This window comes from Paenibacillus sp. FSL R5-0341 (genome assembly GCF_037975235.1).
Classification (GTDB): Bacteria; Bacillota; Bacilli; order Paenibacillales; family Paenibacillaceae; genus Paenibacillus; species Paenibacillus amylolyticus_A.
The window spans coordinates 6,065,552-6,079,741 of record NZ_CP150241.1; the positions used below are offsets into that span (position 1 = coordinate 6,065,552).

The window sequence follows — 14,190 nt, forward strand, 5'->3', positions numbered from 1 at the left end:
ATCAATCGTGATACGGAACTATATTAAAATCACTACCTTGCATTAAACAGTACTGAATGCTATGATGACTTCACTACTACTGAACAATATACACTAGCGATAAACGAAGCTACTAAGGAGGAACCTGTGTGAATGTGAACATCCAGTTCAAAAAAGGAGTATTGGAGCTGTGCGTCCTGGTATTAATTAACCGCCAGGATCGTTATGGCTACGAACTGGCTCAGGCGGTCTCCAAACATATCGAAGTTGCTGAAGGTGCACTGTATCCCTTGCTTCGCCGACTTGTGAATGACGGTTACTGCACTACCTACCTGCAAGAATCAACTGAAGGACCGCCGCGTAAATATTACCGACTGTCCGATACAGGTCGCATCTACATGACGGCACTGAATACAGAGTGGAATGATTTTGTGCGCAATGTCGCAAATCTGATTGAGGAAGGAACTCCTAATGAATAGACAACAATTTATGCAGGCCATGGAAGTTCATCTACGGCCGATGGACCAACAGGAACGGGCCGAGTTGCTCTCGGACTATGATCAACATTTCGAGCTTGGACTACGAGAAGGCAGACTGGAAGAAGAGATTGCTCGGGAACTCGGACAGCCGGAAGAGATCGCCAAGGAAGCACTGGGTGATCGATATGACGCACATACGCCGGGTTCAGATGCGTTCTATGCACCGACATATCGCGACATGCGGTCACCCATAAACAGCACCAGAGCCACTCGCAACTTCTTCACAGCCGTCGGCCTGTTATTCCTGAATCTGATTCTTGGCATTCCTCTTGGTCTCATGATGTGGTCGGTATGGCTTGTTATTGCCAGCCTTTCCTTGCTGGTATTGGCTCCTGTGGCAGCGGTTGTGGATTTCGTATTCCTGAGCCCACTCGATAAAGCAGAGATCTTCGTTGCGATTGGCGCTTTCGGTGTCGGCATTTGTTTTGCCATTGCATCCAAGTTCGTTTTTAAAGCCTTCAAAAGGGTCACTCTTCAATATATTAGATGGAATAAAAACACGATGAAAGGAGATGTTTCCGCATGAGTACCAAGAAATGGCTTGCTTTGGCCGTGATATGTATCGGAATAGGTTTGCTTGGGACATCCATCTATGGGGTTCAGTTTGGAGATGAACGAGAGCATTACTCCAAACGATGGGATTTCAAAGCAAATGAATTGCAGAACATTGTCATGAATGCGAGTTTCAGTGCGGATATTGAATTTGTCGTAAGCCCGGATTCAAATGGTTATATCGAAGTGGATGGCAAATGGGACCCTGCCGTAGTCAAAAGCTTCGAACAAGCCACCTTATCCAACGGCACATTCCAACTGTCTCAGACAGAACGTGATCGATTGCAATTTTTTACCCTGTATTGGAATGATCAAGACTCCACAATAACGGTTGCCCTGCCTGAAGGACACCAGTTAAATGAGGTTAAGCTGGATTCTTCTTCAAGTGACTGGGATCTGACAGGTCTGAATGCCAATCAGCTTGAGCTGAATAATACCTCAGGTTCCATTCGTCTGGAAAATATCAAGGTACCCAATATTGAATTGGCTCTAACTTCGGGTGACATTAACGCTTCCATGATTGATGGAGATATGACCGTGAAACAGACATCCGGAAGCTTCACTGCTGATCAGATAGTCGGTCAAGTAAACAGTGAGATTAAATCAGGAGATATTGAGATCACTGAATTGAATGGTGCGGCGGATGTACAATTCACCTCGGGTAGCATTCATATTGAACAGTCCCATTCTGCGCCAATCACTGCATCCGGAACATCTGGAGATATTTTCATTCAAGCTGCACCTGATTTTGACGGAATCTATGATGCTAAGGCTACTTCCGGAAGTATAGATGTGCCTGAATCCCCAATGGTGAGCCGGGAAGTGATCAAGGCCCGTACTTCTTCTGGCAGCATCGAGATTACCAAATAGTGATGAAGCCAATTTCCGAACTGTGGGTAATAATAGTATAATTGAGTGCTAGGACGTGTCTCAAAACTCGCTGAAGTGCATCTTTTACCGCCTTTTCGCCCCATGCTGCGTCACTTTCCCTTGACGTGCCCCAGCACGCCTGCAGAAAACTTCCTTGCTTGGAACGAAAATTCAGCAAGCAAACTCTGCTTCCTTCGGAGTTTTTAGACACGCCCTAGTCCATTTCTAAGGAGGAATTACCCACATGGAACTTAAAAATAAAACAGCTATCATCACAGGTGCCGGAAAAGGTATCGGCCGTGCCATCGCTGAAGCACTTGCCAAAGAAGGTGTGCACATTGGACTCATTGCACGTACCGCTTCGGATCTTCAGGCTCTTCAACAATCACTCAGTCAAGAATACGGCGTGAAGGTAACCAGTGCTGTAGCAGACATCTCGGATCGCACACAGGCGGAAGCCGCTGTAGCAGCTATTGAGATGGAACTCGGCGCAGTGGATATCCTGATCAACAATGCGGGTATCGCAAGCTTCGGCACATTGCTGGATATGGACCCAGAAGAGTGGGAACGCATCCTGCATGTCAACGTTATGGGTACATATTACGTTACACGCGCTGTCCTTCCAAGCATGATCAAGGAAAGTAGCGGTAGCATCATCAATATTGCTTCCACTGCAGGTGAGCGCGGATTCGCTACAGGTTCAGCTTACTGTGCATCCAAGTTTGCGCTACTCGGCATGACCGAATCCCTGATGCAGGAAGTGCGTAAGTCCAACATTCGTGTAACGGCGCTGACACCAAGCACAGTCAATACGGAGCTTGCGACCAATGCCGGACTGAAAATTGGTGACGAAGATCGCATGATGCAAGCGGAAGATGTAGCTGAACTTGCACTCGCAACACTCAAGCTGTCGGACCGTGTCTTCGTCAAAGCGGCAGGCATCTGGACGACCAATCCGCAATAAACAGAGTCTCCCTCTGTCTTTTCTAACGAACCTCTCGCACCTTATTGCTCGTTAAACATAAAAAAGGACGTCTCCCATTGTACATGTATGCTTGTTCGCATGTTCATGACTTGGGAGCCGTCCTTTTTTATTCTATAAATGGTCCAAACCTAACTCTTTGGACACCGCAATAAGCACCACCGCAGGCTCCTCACCAATGTTAGTCACTTCATGGGGCACAACTGCATTCCAGGTGAACGAATCACCCACTTCAAGAACTTCCACATCTTCGCATTGCTCCGCACGAATCTTGCCCTGCAACACCAGATGACTTTCCTCCCCGGCATGTTTGCTAACCCCGGTCGAAGCACCTGGCGGTAACTCCACAATGGACATGCGCATTGCACCTTTGGCGGTAAGCTGCTGCACTTTGATCTGTCCACTTCCTGCTGTCGTTTCCTTGCGCTCGTTCTTGCGCACCACGTTCATCCGTTGCTCCGGTGTCAGCAACAAATAGGGAAGTGGCACTTCCAGATAATCCGCAATACTTTCAAGCGTAGCAATGGAAGGTGACGTTTTGTTATTTTCCACGTTGCTGATAAAACCTTTGGACAACCCCGTGCCCTCGCACATCTGCATGATCGTAATCTGTTTCTGCTTGCGGATCGTACGAATAGCCAAGCCGATATCCATATCTCGTCCCTCCCCTTTTATTGATTTTCGAACACTAGACGTACGCTTCGCTTCTTCAGGTTATCTATTCGGCATTTGCCTCAACAAATATAATCCGGTTGCCAAACGGATCTGTCACGGTCATCTCCCTTGAATTCCACGGTGTCTCCTCGATACCGGGCCTCGCATGTTTGTACTCTTTCTGACGAAGTGCACCATGGAATGTATCCAAGTTATCCGTTTCTACGCGCAAGGCAGCTCCAGGTGTACAATCTCCATGATGTTCGGATAGATGAATCACGATGGAATCGAGCGAAACCTGCATATATAAGGGCATATCTTGCTCAAATCGATGTTCCCAATCCAATTGGAAACCCAGGTATTCAAGGTAGAACTCTCTAGCTTTATTTTCATCAAATATTCTTAAAATAGGCACGATACGCTTTAACATCCTGATCACGTCCTCGGGAATAAGATATGAACCACGCACAGCGTCACTTCTTTTAAAACTATTCAGGGTTTCTTATAAACAACATATATTCATCATACAAAAAAAGTATTGACCCTACAATGAAACCATGATAAATTTTGTTCATAAATAAGAATATTTATTTCATATTGGTGAACTTTATTGTCGAAACGATATATGTAACTCAATCCTCATCAGGTGGTGTTTTCAATGAATTCTCCTTATGTACATGAAGTCCGATTACCTTCCCATTACAATGCAGATCAACGTTACCCTGTAATCTTTGCCTTACATGGCATGGGATCGGATGAGCAGGATATGCTTCGTTTGATGGAGCCGCTACAGTCTGATTTTATTATCGTCGCCATCCGTGGACCTATCGTTCAGGGTGGAGGTTATGCATATTTTCAGATCAAAAGCATCGGCAATCCCATCCGCGAATTATATGATGCCTCCGTGCTGGGACTGCAACAGTTGATTGTTGATCTGTCTGCCAAATATGCGATTGATCCCACGCGGCGTTATATCGCCGGATTCAGCCAAGGTGCCATTATGGCCATGACTTTATCGCTAATCATGGGAGATGCCATTAAAGGTATAGTAGCCATGAGTGGGTACATCCCACAATTTGTGAAAGACGAGTACAAGCTACAACCTGATTCGGAGCTGTCTGTGTTCATCTCGCATGGGGATCAGGATCATCTATTCCCGCTGCAACTGGGCGAAGATAACGCCGATTTCTTCCGTCAACATACCAATCACGTCACATATGTACCTTACAACGGTGGACATCAGGTGACCCCCGATCTATATCAACAATTCCAACAATGGCTTCGGACGGATGCGAACCTGACTGCCGAAGACTCGAAAGGACTGAATTCATAATGATGCCATCCCTGTTTATTGCTCACGGTGCCCCATCACTGGCACTGGAGGAGAATGTGTACACCGAATTTCTGCAGAAACTTGGACAAGAACTGCCGAAACCCAAAGCAATTGTATTGTTCTCTGCTCACTGGGAATCCACAACTCAGCTTGTATCCTCGGTAGCCAATTACGAAACCATCTATGATTTTGGCGGTTTCCAGCCTGAATTGTACCAGATTAAATACCCCGCTCAAGGACATGCAGAGACTTCAGCCGAGGTGGAGCGTCTATTCGCAGAAGCCGGGATTCCGGTACAAACGGATGATGTTCGTGGCCTGGATCACGGGGCTTGGGTCGTTTTGCGCCTGCTCTACCCGGATGCAGATATTCCCGTAGTTTCCTTGTCGGTGAACCGCTATCTGACTGGTGAGCAGCAATATCAGGTTGGACAAGCGCTCGCTTCCTTACGTGAGCAAGACATTCTTGTCATTGGCAGCGGAGGAACCGTCCACAATCTACGTCGATTGAACTGGGAAAGTAACGGCGTTGACCCGTGGGCATCAGAGTTCGACAACTGGCTGCACGACAAGCTGGTGAGTTGGGATACGGCGTCTCTCTTCTCCTATGATAAACTGGCACCTTCAGCTCAAGCTGCCGTGCCTACGCCGGAGCATTTTGTACCGCTGTTACTCGCCATGGGTGCGGGAGATCAGAACAAGCGGGCATCGCTCCTGTTCAAAGCCTATCAGTATGGCAACCTTAGTCTGTCCTGTTGGAAGTTTGAATAAAGAGGACTATGTAAAAGATTAGTTTCATTTATAAAGCAGATAAACAATAAGCGTGAGTTACAGGGAATGCCCCTGTTGCTCACGCTTTATTTGTTGTTACCGCCTATAAATAATGAGACCATTGTAGTACGTAAGCAAGGACTCCGGATTCTTGTGTGCTTTTTCGGATTATAACTATAATATGAGGTGAAATCAGGCACAGTTTGCTCACATATCACTCACCCTATTATCTGAATAGCTCATACGGAGGGGAATTGGATGCCAGAACAACGTATATATGAATTGATGGATGAACTGGATGGTTTACTTGAAGAGAAGGTACAGGATGAGGAAAACCGGGAGCTCTTGGAGGCTTATCGCGAGTTTGAAGGCGTGACGGATGAGCAGCTTGACGCATTCGAACGTGAGCACGGTATTCAATTACCTGCTGATTTTCGTGCTTTCTATAAACGTAAAAATGGGAGTGGTTATGGCTTTCATGTCTTGTATCCAAGCCTAGAGGAAGGACGAGAATCCGAGCCATTTTACCTGTTATCCCTGGAAAAGATTCAAAAGGAACAGTCCACGCTGGTGGAGAACCGCATGGATGATTATTTTACCGAAGAAGAGATCCATGAGCTTGATCCCCGAATCAAGCCCTACCTTTTTCAAAAGAAATGGATTACGTTTGGCATGCTTGGAGGTGGCTCACTGTATCTGATGTTCGATTTTGATCCGACAGAGCAAGGAACGGTTGGGCAGATTATTATGTACGTGCATGATCCGGATTTCGTATATTATGTCGCCGGGACGTTTACGGAGCTTTTGGAACAATCCAACCGGAATTTACGTGCCATTGAGGCCATCGAGTACTGAAGAAGTGCAAAGTACCCAAGCTGGAACCAGCCTACTCCCTATGGATCACATGAATAGCATGATGATATGACCTTTTTTGCATAATGCTGGGATATGTCAAAGCGGTTATAATAACATTTAGTGGAAATGCACATGCTATATAGATGAGGACTATCTTTTCTACACATCACATTGATCTGGGAGGAACATACGAAGTGGCTGAACAACCGAAGTCTGAGAGCTTTATGTCTCTCGTCAAAAAAGGAAACACATCCTCCGCCGTAGCGATGGCAGGTAATGCTGTACTTGCTGTGTGCAAGGGCGGAGCCTTCCTATTCAGTGGCAGTGGCGCCATGTTCGCTTCGGCGATGCATTCACTCGCTGATGCCATTAACCAAGGGTTTGTCTTTGTCGGAAGTGTGTTGTCCGAGAAAAAACCTACACGCCGCTTCCCGACCGGATTCGGACGGGTCATTAACATTTTCTGCATGATCGCTGTTATTGTTGTGACGATTATGGCCTATGAGACCATTCATGAGGGGATTCACCTGCTACAACATCCTGCCGGTCATTCCGGGGGTCTCTGGATTAACATCGGTGTGCTCGTCTTGAACATTCTGATCGACGGGGCCATTCTGATCAAAGCCATGAAGGAAATTCTCAAAGAAGCACGCGCACCCAAAGCCGCCGGATTTGCCCTGGTACCTGCTGCCATCAAAAATGTTGGCCGTGCTGCGCCACCAACCCGTCTCGTCTTCTACGAAGATGTTGTCGCTGTACTTGGTGCCCTGCTTGCATTGATCTCTGTCGTGGTCATTGCCTTGACCAATTTTGCATTGCTCGACGGCATTGTGACAACGATTATTGGATGTCTGATGATCGCTGTAGCCTTCCGTGTCGGTTATGATAATATGATCGGATTAATTGGTGTTGCGGCTCCGCAGGATATTGAGGACAAAGTATCCCAGACCATTCTGGCAGACACGCATGTTGCCGATATTCAGATGATGCGTATCATTCAGGAAGGCCGTTATTATCATGTGGAAGGTCTGATTGAACTGACCAAAGGACTCAGCCTTGCCGATGCGGATGACATCAAGTTCCGTATTCAGGAGAAGTTGATGACGAACCCCGACATCGCGGACGCAGTAATCTCCATTATTGAAGATGACGGCGTGAACAGTTGGGGCAAGAAACATTCGGACGTAGTGAAATAACGAGCTTCTCTTTTGATAAAAAGAAAGACAGAACCCACTCTTCAACAGAGTGGGTTTTGAGCATGTTCAACTACTCGCTCATCTAGGGAGTATCGTTTCTCAAATTTACGTACCTAGACTTTGGTCTAGGTTGACTTTAACTCCAAAGACGGAGGATAGACTTTTCCAGTTCATGGTATGCTGTGAGTAACGAAAGTATTGCTCTACATACAACCGTTCGGAAATTAATGTTTGATTGAGAAGGAGAGATATTATGGCTAAACGTACGATCCTAGCGCCTGTTCTCATTTTGCTGGGCGTGTACCTGATTCTGAACCAGGGAGGTTCACTCGGTCCGGGTACGATCTTTGCGACCTTCTGGCCCACGTTATTCGTGATTCCACTCGGACTGTTCTTCCACTGGCTGTACTTCTCCATGATTGGCAGAGGGGTTGGACTGCTGGTTCCCGGTGGCTTGCTGCTCACTGTCGGTATTGTCTGTCAGATCGCGATGCTGTTTAACAACTGGGGTACGATGTGGCCGGGCTTCATTCTGGCTGTAGCTGTTGGTTTATTCGAATTGTACTGGTTCGGTGGTCGAAACAAATGGTTGCTGATCCCCATCAACATTCTAACGGTGATATCGCTGTTGTTTTTCGCCGTAATGTCGATTGGCACGATGCTGAGCAGCTTGAGCTTTATCCAACCATTTGTGGCGATTGTGCTGATTATGGGTGGGGCTTGGATCATGGTAGGTCGCAAAAAGCGCATGTAGTGGCAATTATATAAGATGAACAGGGTGCGATTAACTGAGTCACTGCGGTGACAGAACAACTTCGGATCGCTGTTATCCCCGGATTTTTTTTAATCCCATCTAGAATGGGAAAATCCGTTGATAAAGGCGAGCGCTTCGCTTCTTCAGTTTTTTCTGTCTCCTCCGTTAACGTTTGATCTTTAATGTTCATCTTATATGGCACTTCAAGCGCTATTGCTCTGAAGTAGGTAAAAATAAAGGGGTGCTGCTCGTCATTCAAATGAAATGACGAGCAGCACCCCTTTTTGTTTTTTTCATAATCTAACAAACTGTTCACACGCTATTGACTCTACTTAGTAAGCCACGGTGGATCGTTATCAGATGCTATGACCTCTTATTTGCTGTGCATTTTAAACTCCAGGAACAGGTCGTTATAATGCGAGAGCATTTTTTTGCCCAGATTATCGTAGACCTCCAGCTTACCTGTCAGTGTCTCGTCCGGATAGAAGCGTTCATCCTCCGAGATGTCCTCTGGCAGCAGCTTAAGCGCCTCGGCGTTTGGGGTGGAATACCCGACATACTCGGCATTGCGAGCGGCATGATCCGGGTCCAGCATGAAGTTGATAAACTGGTGTGCCCCTTCAATATTACTCGCTGTCTTCGGAATAACCATGTTGTCGAACCAGAGGTTCGAGCCTTCTTCCGGCACCATGTAATCCAGCTTATCGTTCTCATCCATAATCTCCGATGCATCCCCGGACCACACAAGTCCAACCGCAGCTTCCTCATTCGCAAGCAGCATCTTGATCTCGTCTCCGACAATTGCTCTGACGTTTGGTGTCAATGTAGACAGCTTCTTCAGCGCTTCTTGCAGGTGGTCTTCGTTGGTATCGTTCAGAGAATACCCGAGACTGTTCAATCCCATCCCAATGACTTCACGTGCACCGTCAAGGAGCAGGATTTGATTTTTCAAACGTGGGTCCCACAGGTCATTCCAGCTATCAAACGTCAATCCATCTACCAGCTCAGGATTGTACACAACCCCCACCGTTCCCCAGAAATAAGGGATGGAGTACTTGTTGCCTTCATCAAAGGACAAGTCCATGAACCGCGGATCAATGTTGTCCAGGTGGGTTAATTTGCTATGATCGAGTGGAACGAGCAGGTCTTCTTCTTTCATTTTGCTAATCGCATATTCGGAAGGAATCGCCACATCAAACGTAGTACCCCCCTGCTCAATCTTGGTCAACATCGCTTCATTGGAGTCGAACGTCTGATAGATGACCTTCATGCCAGTCTCATCCTCAAATTCCTTGAGCAGATCGGGGTCGATATAATCGCCCCAGTTATAGATGGTCAGCGTGTTGCCGCCAGAATACCCCTGACTCTTGTTCAGATATGAAGCCAGAATCATCAGGGCAAAGGCGGCCACGAAAACAAGCGCAAATGTCCGTACCAGTTGCTTCATGGTCGCAGCCCCTTTCCTCCGGGAGGTATCCGTGTTGCACGGCGGTTAATGAAGTAATATCCAACCACCAGCAGCACCGTGAGCAGGAATAACAGGGTAGACAGAGCATTGATGGACAACGAAACACCCTGCCTTGCTCTGGAGTATATCTCTACCGAGAGTGTGGAGTATCCATTACCCGTAACAAAGAATGTTACTGCGAAATCATCGAGTGAGTACGTCAACGCCATGAAGAATCCGGCAAAAATACCCGGTTTCACGTATGGCAGCACCACACGCGTCAGAATCTGCCATGAACCAGCGCCCAGATCGCGTGCTGCATCCATCAGTGTTGGACTCATCTCCTGCAGCTTCGGCAGTACCATGATCACAACGATCGGTACACTGAATGCGATATGAGACAGCAGGACCGAAGTGAAGCCCAGTTTGATACCAATCATGGTAAACAGGATCAGGAACGATGCACCAATGATGACATCGGGACTCACGATGAGCACGTTATTGAGTGACAACAGCGTGTTCTTGGTCCGTTTGCGACGCACATGGTAGATCGCCAGTGCTCCTGCAACACCAAGGATCGTTGAGATCGCTGATGACAGGAGCGCAATGATAAATGTATTCAGCACAATGATGAGTAGCCGAGTATCGGCGAACACCTCTCTGTACCATTCAAGTGTGAATCCTTCGAAGCTGCGCATGTGACCGCCGCTGTTGAAGGAGTAGAAGATCAGATACGCAATCGGTGCGTACAATATGGCGAATACAACGGCTAGATAGACGTTAGACAGCTTTCCGTTTCTTCCCATTACGCACCTCCTTCTTGCCTGATCCAGTCAGGAACATAATAATCGCCATCGCAATAATCAAAAAGACGGCAATCGTTGAACCCATCCCCCAGTCCTGGGTAACGAGAAAATGCTGTTCAATCGCTGTACCCAACGTAATTACACGGTTCCCCGCAATGAGGCGGGTAATCATGAACAGAGACAACGCTGGAATAAATACAGCCTGACAGCCTGATTTCACTCCACTAATCGTCAGTGGAAAAATAACCCGGCGGAACGTCAGCCACGATGAGGCCCCCAGATCCCGCGCCGCGTAGATCAACGATGGATTCATCTCTTCCAGCGCATTGAAGATCGGCAGAATCATGAATGGAATGAAGATGTACACCGAGACAAAGATAAAGCTGAAATCGGTGAACAAAATCTGCTGTGTGCCAATACCCACCACTTCAAGCAGGGAGTTGGTCAAGCCGTACGTTCCGAACAGGCCGATGAAGGCGTACGCTTTTAACAAGAGATTGATCCAGCTTGGCAAAATGATCAGCAGCAACCACAGCTGCTTGTGCTTCGTCCGGGTCAGCATATACGCCGTCGGGTAGGAGATTAGCAGCGAGAACGCCGTAATCAGAAATGCATACCAGAACGAACTGAGCGTCATCTGCAAGTACACCGGCGTGAAGAACCGGGCATAGTTGCCAAACGTAAAGTTGCCCTCTACATCGAAGAACGAATAATAGATGACCAGCAGAACCGGCGCCACAACGAACAACACCATCCATAATACATATGGAATCAGATACGCATTGCGTGTGCTGGCCTTAGTCTGCATGAGCGGCCTCTTGGTAGGCTTCGAGTCGCTTGTCGAACTCTTCCTCGGTCTCGTTAAAGCGCATGACGTGCACCGCTTCCGGATCAAAATACAGCCCTATCCGCGCGCCGACAACGGCTTTCTTGGTGGAGTGAACAAGCCACTCATTGCCCGCATCGTCGTACGTGGATATCTCGTAATGCACCCCGCGGAATAACTGGGAGTCCACATTGACCTTCAGCTTGCCTTGGTCTTCGGTTGTAATCTCCAGATCCTCTGGGCGAATGACAATCTCTACCGGCTCGTCCGGCTGGAGACCCTGATCGACGCACTCGTGCTGTGCGCCAGCGAATTCCACCACAAAGTCCTGCTTCATTTTGCCCGACACAATGTTCGATTCCCCAATAAAGTCTGCCACAAAGCGGTTAATTGGCTCATCATAGATATCATTCGGTGTACCACTCTGTTGAATCACGCCGCCATTCAGGACAAAGATCTCGTCGGACATCGCCAAGGCCTCTTCCTGATCATGCGTAACAAAGATAAACGTGATGCCCAACCGCTGTTGCAGCTCCCGTAATTCGTACTGCATTTCGGTCCGCAGCTTCAGATCGAGTGCCGAGAGCGGCTCGTCCAGCAGCAGAATTTCAGGTTCGTTCACAATTGCGCGTGCAATGGCAACACGTTGTCGTTGTCCGCCGGACATTTCGCCAATTTCACGGTTCTCATAACCGGACAGATTGACGAACTTGAGGGCTTCCAACACTTTGCTGCGAATTTCAGCCGTTTTCATCTTTTTGATCCGCAAACCAAAAGCTACGTTCTCAAATACATTCAAATGCGGAAATAACGCGTAATCCTGAAATACGGTATTCACCTGCCGCTGGTGGGCAGGCACCCGGTTGATAAGCGCACCGTTAAAATAAATACTGCCCTGTGTCGGCTCCGCAAAACCGGCAATCAGCCGCAATATCGTTGTTTTCCCGCAGCCCGATGGGCCGAGAAGCGTATAAAATTTACCCCGCTCAATCTCAAAGCTGACCGCCTTCAATACGGCTTCATCCTGATCGTATTGCTGAGTCACCGCTTCGAAGCGGATAATCGGTTGTTGTTCTGACATGCCTTACATCGCCCCCTTATACTTGAGGTACCTCTTCATTCTGTACACTTTCGTTCATACATCCTTATAGATAACCCATCTATTATATATGATTCAGGTATATCCGCAATGGTTTTGATGTAAACGCCACATGTGATTTCTTCTTATTTTCAAAAATTCTGCATACATTACGGGTATATATGTCGATATCTACGCATTCCTTTGGGAAATGAAGTACGTTTGGGATTCCATTTTATGTGTGAGAGGAGTCTTGGCTCTTGGATATTCGTCGAAACTTGCCCTTGCTGATGACCATTTGTTTCCTTAGTCAGATGGGCGGATTCATGATCCTGCCCCTGTTTCCTTTATTTATTGAAGAATTCGGCCTGGCTGGCTGGATGATGGGGGTTATTTTTGCACTCTTTTATGTGGGGAAAGTCCTTGGGGGCATTCCAGCAGCGGCAATTTATAGAAAGCTCGGAGGGAAAAAGGCGCTCATCCTCATGCTGTTACTACTCGCGGTCTGTATGGGTGGATTCGCATTATCTTCTGCTGCCGTATTATTCGGTCTGCTCCGACTGCTCCAAGGGCTGGCTTCCACCGGTCTTACCGTGGTCGTGCGTTCCATCATTGGGGATGGGGGCAGTGTAGACAACCGCGGCCTGTACAATGGATATGTCAGCAGCAGTGAAGGTGGCGGCATGGTGCTCGGTCCGGTGATAAGTGGCTGGCTCGCATTGCATTGGCCACTGTCGGTTCCTTTTTTGCTCGTCACGGTATGTTGTCTGATGGCCGTGGTCGCTGCGATGGGGATGAAGTCGACACAAGAACCTCTGGTCAACTCAGCACACTCCGTGCTCTCCACGGATGACCCCCCTCCTCTACCTTCACCAACAACTGATGCACTGCATACGCAAGCTGCGGACACCTCCTTAACCTCCCTATCCAACCAAGCTCTCGAATCAACAATATCTTGCCCAACTACAGGGCTTACCCGACGTCAACAGCTTCTCGGCTACGGTACGGTTCATTTTTTGGAGATGAGTGCCTACGCCGTATTTCTCACCTACTTCGCACTGTATGCAGCTCACATCATGCACTGGGACCCGTTTGCCACCAGTCTCGCCTTCACCGTCTCCGGAATTTCTACGCTTGCCGCTGCTCCCTTTGTTGGTTATCTCTCTGACCGAATGGGCGATCGTCTGTTACTCTGTATGCTCGGCATGTTCCTAATTGGAATCGAAGTCGTTGTATTTCTAAGCACATCCTTCCATCTATGGGTCTACGTTGGCATGCTGATTGGTGGGGTTGGCGGTGCATGTTATATGGATTCATTCTTTGCTCATATTGGTGATCATATCCCGGACGAGAGTCGAAGTTCTGTCATAGGCAAAATTGTCTCTGCTGCCGAGATCGGCTCCATCGTATCTCCGCTGGTTGCAGCGCTACTTATGGAGGTTGGATCGCTCTACTCTGTGTTCGTGTTCAACCTGGTGCTGATTGCTGCTGCCATTGTAGTTCAGGCTGTGATGCGGAGTCGGTTCCGATTAAAAGAGGGTTAACTCAT

At 47.8% G+C, this 14,190-nt stretch carries 16 protein-coding genes; 10 read left to right on the forward strand and 6 right to left on the reverse strand.

The window, feature by feature from the left end:
* Positions 1-128: 128 nt before the first annotated feature.
* From MKX75_RS27215 to MKX75_RS27230, 4 genes are all read left to right on the forward strand, one after another.
* A complete protein-coding gene (locus MKX75_RS27215) occupies positions 129-458 on the forward strand; it encodes a PadR family transcriptional regulator (protein ID WP_076332443.1) in 330 nt (109 codons plus the stop codon).
* On the forward strand, positions 451-1,044 hold the full coding sequence (locus MKX75_RS27220) for a DUF1700 domain-containing protein (protein ID WP_339167558.1): 594 nt from the start codon (positions 451-453) through the stop codon (positions 1,042-1,044). Before MKX75_RS27215 ends, MKX75_RS27220 begins: the two co-directional genes overlap by 8 nt.
* On the forward strand, positions 1,041-1,940 hold the full coding sequence (locus MKX75_RS27225) for a DUF4097 family beta strand repeat-containing protein (RefSeq protein WP_339167559.1): 900 nt from the start codon (positions 1,041-1,043) through the stop codon (positions 1,938-1,940). The genes MKX75_RS27220 and MKX75_RS27225 overlap by 4 nt, the downstream gene beginning before the upstream one ends.
* 244 nt (positions 1,941-2,184) lie before the next feature.
* On the forward strand, positions 2,185-2,904 hold the full coding sequence (locus MKX75_RS27230) for a 3-ketoacyl-ACP reductase (protein ID WP_076332439.1): 720 nt from the start codon (positions 2,185-2,187) through the stop codon (positions 2,902-2,904).
* 132 nt (positions 2,905-3,036) lie between these two features.
* Here MKX75_RS27230 and MKX75_RS27235 read toward each other — a convergent pair whose 3' ends face one another.
* Both MKX75_RS27235 and MKX75_RS27240 read right to left on the reverse strand, forming a co-directional pair.
* On the reverse strand, positions 3,037-3,576 hold the full coding sequence (locus tag MKX75_RS27235; protein ID WP_076332438.1) for an XRE family transcriptional regulator: 540 nt from the start codon (positions 3,574-3,576) through the stop codon (positions 3,037-3,039).
* 64 nt (positions 3,577-3,640) lie between these two features.
* Positions 3,641-4,006 (reverse strand): glyoxalase superfamily protein, encoded by a 366-nt coding sequence (locus MKX75_RS27240; RefSeq protein ID WP_339167560.1) that lies wholly within the window; start codon positions 4,004-4,006, stop codon positions 3,641-3,643.
* Between the two features lie 228 nt (positions 4,007-4,234).
* On the opposite strand from MKX75_RS27240, the gene MKX75_RS27245 reads away from it, so the two are divergent.
* The 5 genes from MKX75_RS27245 to MKX75_RS27265 all read left to right on the forward strand — a co-directional run bounded on the left by MKX75_RS27245 (position 4,235) and on the right by MKX75_RS27265 (position 8,484).
* Positions 4,235-4,909 (forward strand): alpha/beta hydrolase-fold protein, encoded by a 675-nt coding sequence (locus MKX75_RS27245; protein ID WP_339167561.1) that lies wholly within the window; start codon positions 4,235-4,237, stop codon positions 4,907-4,909.
* The gene (locus tag MKX75_RS27250) at positions 4,909-5,679 is read left to right on the forward strand and encodes a class III extradiol ring-cleavage dioxygenase (RefSeq protein ID WP_339167563.1); all 771 of its coding nucleotides are present in this window, start codon (positions 4,909-4,911) and stop codon (positions 5,677-5,679) included. Before MKX75_RS27245 ends, MKX75_RS27250 begins: the two co-directional genes overlap by 1 nt.
* Positions 5,680-5,937: 258 nt before the next feature.
* Positions 5,938-6,534, forward strand: a complete 597-nt coding sequence (locus tag MKX75_RS27255) for an SMI1/KNR4 family protein (protein WP_076332434.1) — start codon at positions 5,938-5,940, stop codon at positions 6,532-6,534.
* Positions 6,535-6,728: 194 nt separating this feature from the next.
* The gene (locus MKX75_RS27260) at positions 6,729-7,730 is read left to right on the forward strand and encodes a cation diffusion facilitator family transporter (protein WP_339167564.1); all 1,002 of its coding nucleotides are present in this window, start codon (positions 6,729-6,731) and stop codon (positions 7,728-7,730) included.
* Positions 7,731-7,983: 253 nt separating this feature from the next.
* Positions 7,984-8,484 (forward strand): hypothetical protein, encoded by a 501-nt coding sequence (locus tag MKX75_RS27265; RefSeq protein WP_017691802.1) that lies wholly within the window; start codon positions 7,984-7,986, stop codon positions 8,482-8,484.
* Between the two features lie 373 nt (positions 8,485-8,857).
* Here MKX75_RS27265 and MKX75_RS27270 read toward each other — a convergent pair whose 3' ends face one another.
* The 4 genes from MKX75_RS27270 to MKX75_RS27285 are packed head-to-tail and all read right to left on the reverse strand — an operon-like array spanning position 8,858 to position 12,644.
* Positions 8,858-9,931: an ABC transporter substrate-binding protein gene (locus tag MKX75_RS27270; protein ID WP_339167566.1), complete on the reverse strand. Its 1,074-nt coding sequence runs from the start codon at positions 9,929-9,931 to the stop codon at positions 8,858-8,860.
* Positions 9,928-10,737, reverse strand: a complete 810-nt coding sequence (locus MKX75_RS27275; protein WP_062836831.1) for an ABC transporter permease — start codon at positions 10,735-10,737, stop codon at positions 9,928-9,930. The genes MKX75_RS27270 and MKX75_RS27275 overlap by 4 nt, the downstream gene beginning before the upstream one ends.
* Positions 10,712-11,545 (reverse strand): ABC transporter permease, encoded by an 834-nt coding sequence (locus tag MKX75_RS27280; protein WP_017691799.1) that lies wholly within the window; start codon positions 11,543-11,545, stop codon positions 10,712-10,714. The genes MKX75_RS27275 and MKX75_RS27280 overlap by 26 nt, the downstream gene beginning before the upstream one ends.
* Entirely contained in the window at positions 11,535-12,644 is a 1,110-nt protein-coding gene (locus MKX75_RS27285; protein WP_076332432.1) for an ABC transporter ATP-binding protein, read from the reverse strand. The genes MKX75_RS27280 and MKX75_RS27285 overlap by 11 nt, the downstream gene beginning before the upstream one ends.
* 257 nt (positions 12,645-12,901) lie before the next feature.
* Here MKX75_RS27285 and MKX75_RS27290 point away from each other — a divergent pair, with 257 nt between their 5' ends.
* Positions 12,902-14,185 carry an MFS transporter gene (locus tag MKX75_RS27290; protein ID WP_339167568.1) on the forward strand — a complete coding sequence of 428 codons (1,284 nt, stop codon included), beginning with the start codon at positions 12,902-12,904 and terminating at the stop codon, positions 14,183-14,185.
* The last annotated feature ends 5 nt before the right edge of the window (positions 14,186-14,190 follow it).

Excerpts from the sequence above, each read along its gene's own strand:
- MKX75_RS27220 (WP_339167558.1), top strand. The coding sequence starts at position 451 with ATGAATAGACAACAATTTATGCAGGCCATGGAAGTTCATCTACGGCCG.
- MKX75_RS27225 (WP_339167559.1), top strand. The coding sequence starts at position 1,041 with ATGAGTACCAAGAAATGGCTTGCTTTGGCCGTGATATGTATCGGAATA.
- MKX75_RS27230 (WP_076332439.1), top strand. The coding sequence starts at position 2,185 with ATGGAACTTAAAAATAAAACAGCTATCATCACAGGTGCCGGAAAAGGT.
- MKX75_RS27235 (WP_076332438.1), bottom strand. The coding sequence starts at position 3,576 with ATGGATATCGGCTTGGCTATTCGTACGATCCGCAAGCAGAAACAGATT.
- MKX75_RS27240 (WP_339167560.1), bottom strand. The coding sequence starts at position 4,006 with ATGTTAAAGCGTATCGTGCCTATTTTAAGAATATTTGATGAAAATAAA.
- MKX75_RS27245 (WP_339167561.1), top strand. The coding sequence starts at position 4,235 with ATGAATTCTCCTTATGTACATGAAGTCCGATTACCTTCCCATTACAAT.
- MKX75_RS27250 (WP_339167563.1), top strand. The coding sequence starts at position 4,909 with ATGATGCCATCCCTGTTTATTGCTCACGGTGCCCCATCACTGGCACTG.
- MKX75_RS27255 (WP_076332434.1), top strand. The coding sequence starts at position 5,938 with ATGCCAGAACAACGTATATATGAATTGATGGATGAACTGGATGGTTTA.
- MKX75_RS27265 (WP_017691802.1), top strand. The coding sequence starts at position 7,984 with ATGGCTAAACGTACGATCCTAGCGCCTGTTCTCATTTTGCTGGGCGTG.
- MKX75_RS27270 (WP_339167566.1), bottom strand. The coding sequence starts at position 9,931 with ATGAAGCAACTGGTACGGACATTTGCGCTTGTTTTCGTGGCCGCCTTT.
- MKX75_RS27275 (WP_062836831.1), bottom strand. The coding sequence starts at position 10,737 with ATGGGAAGAAACGGAAAGCTGTCTAACGTCTATCTAGCCGTTGTATTC.
- MKX75_RS27280 (WP_017691799.1), bottom strand. The coding sequence starts at position 11,545 with ATGCAGACTAAGGCCAGCACACGCAATGCGTATCTGATTCCATATGTA.
- MKX75_RS27285 (WP_076332432.1), bottom strand. The coding sequence starts at position 12,644 with ATGTCAGAACAACAACCGATTATCCGCTTCGAAGCGGTGACTCAGCAA.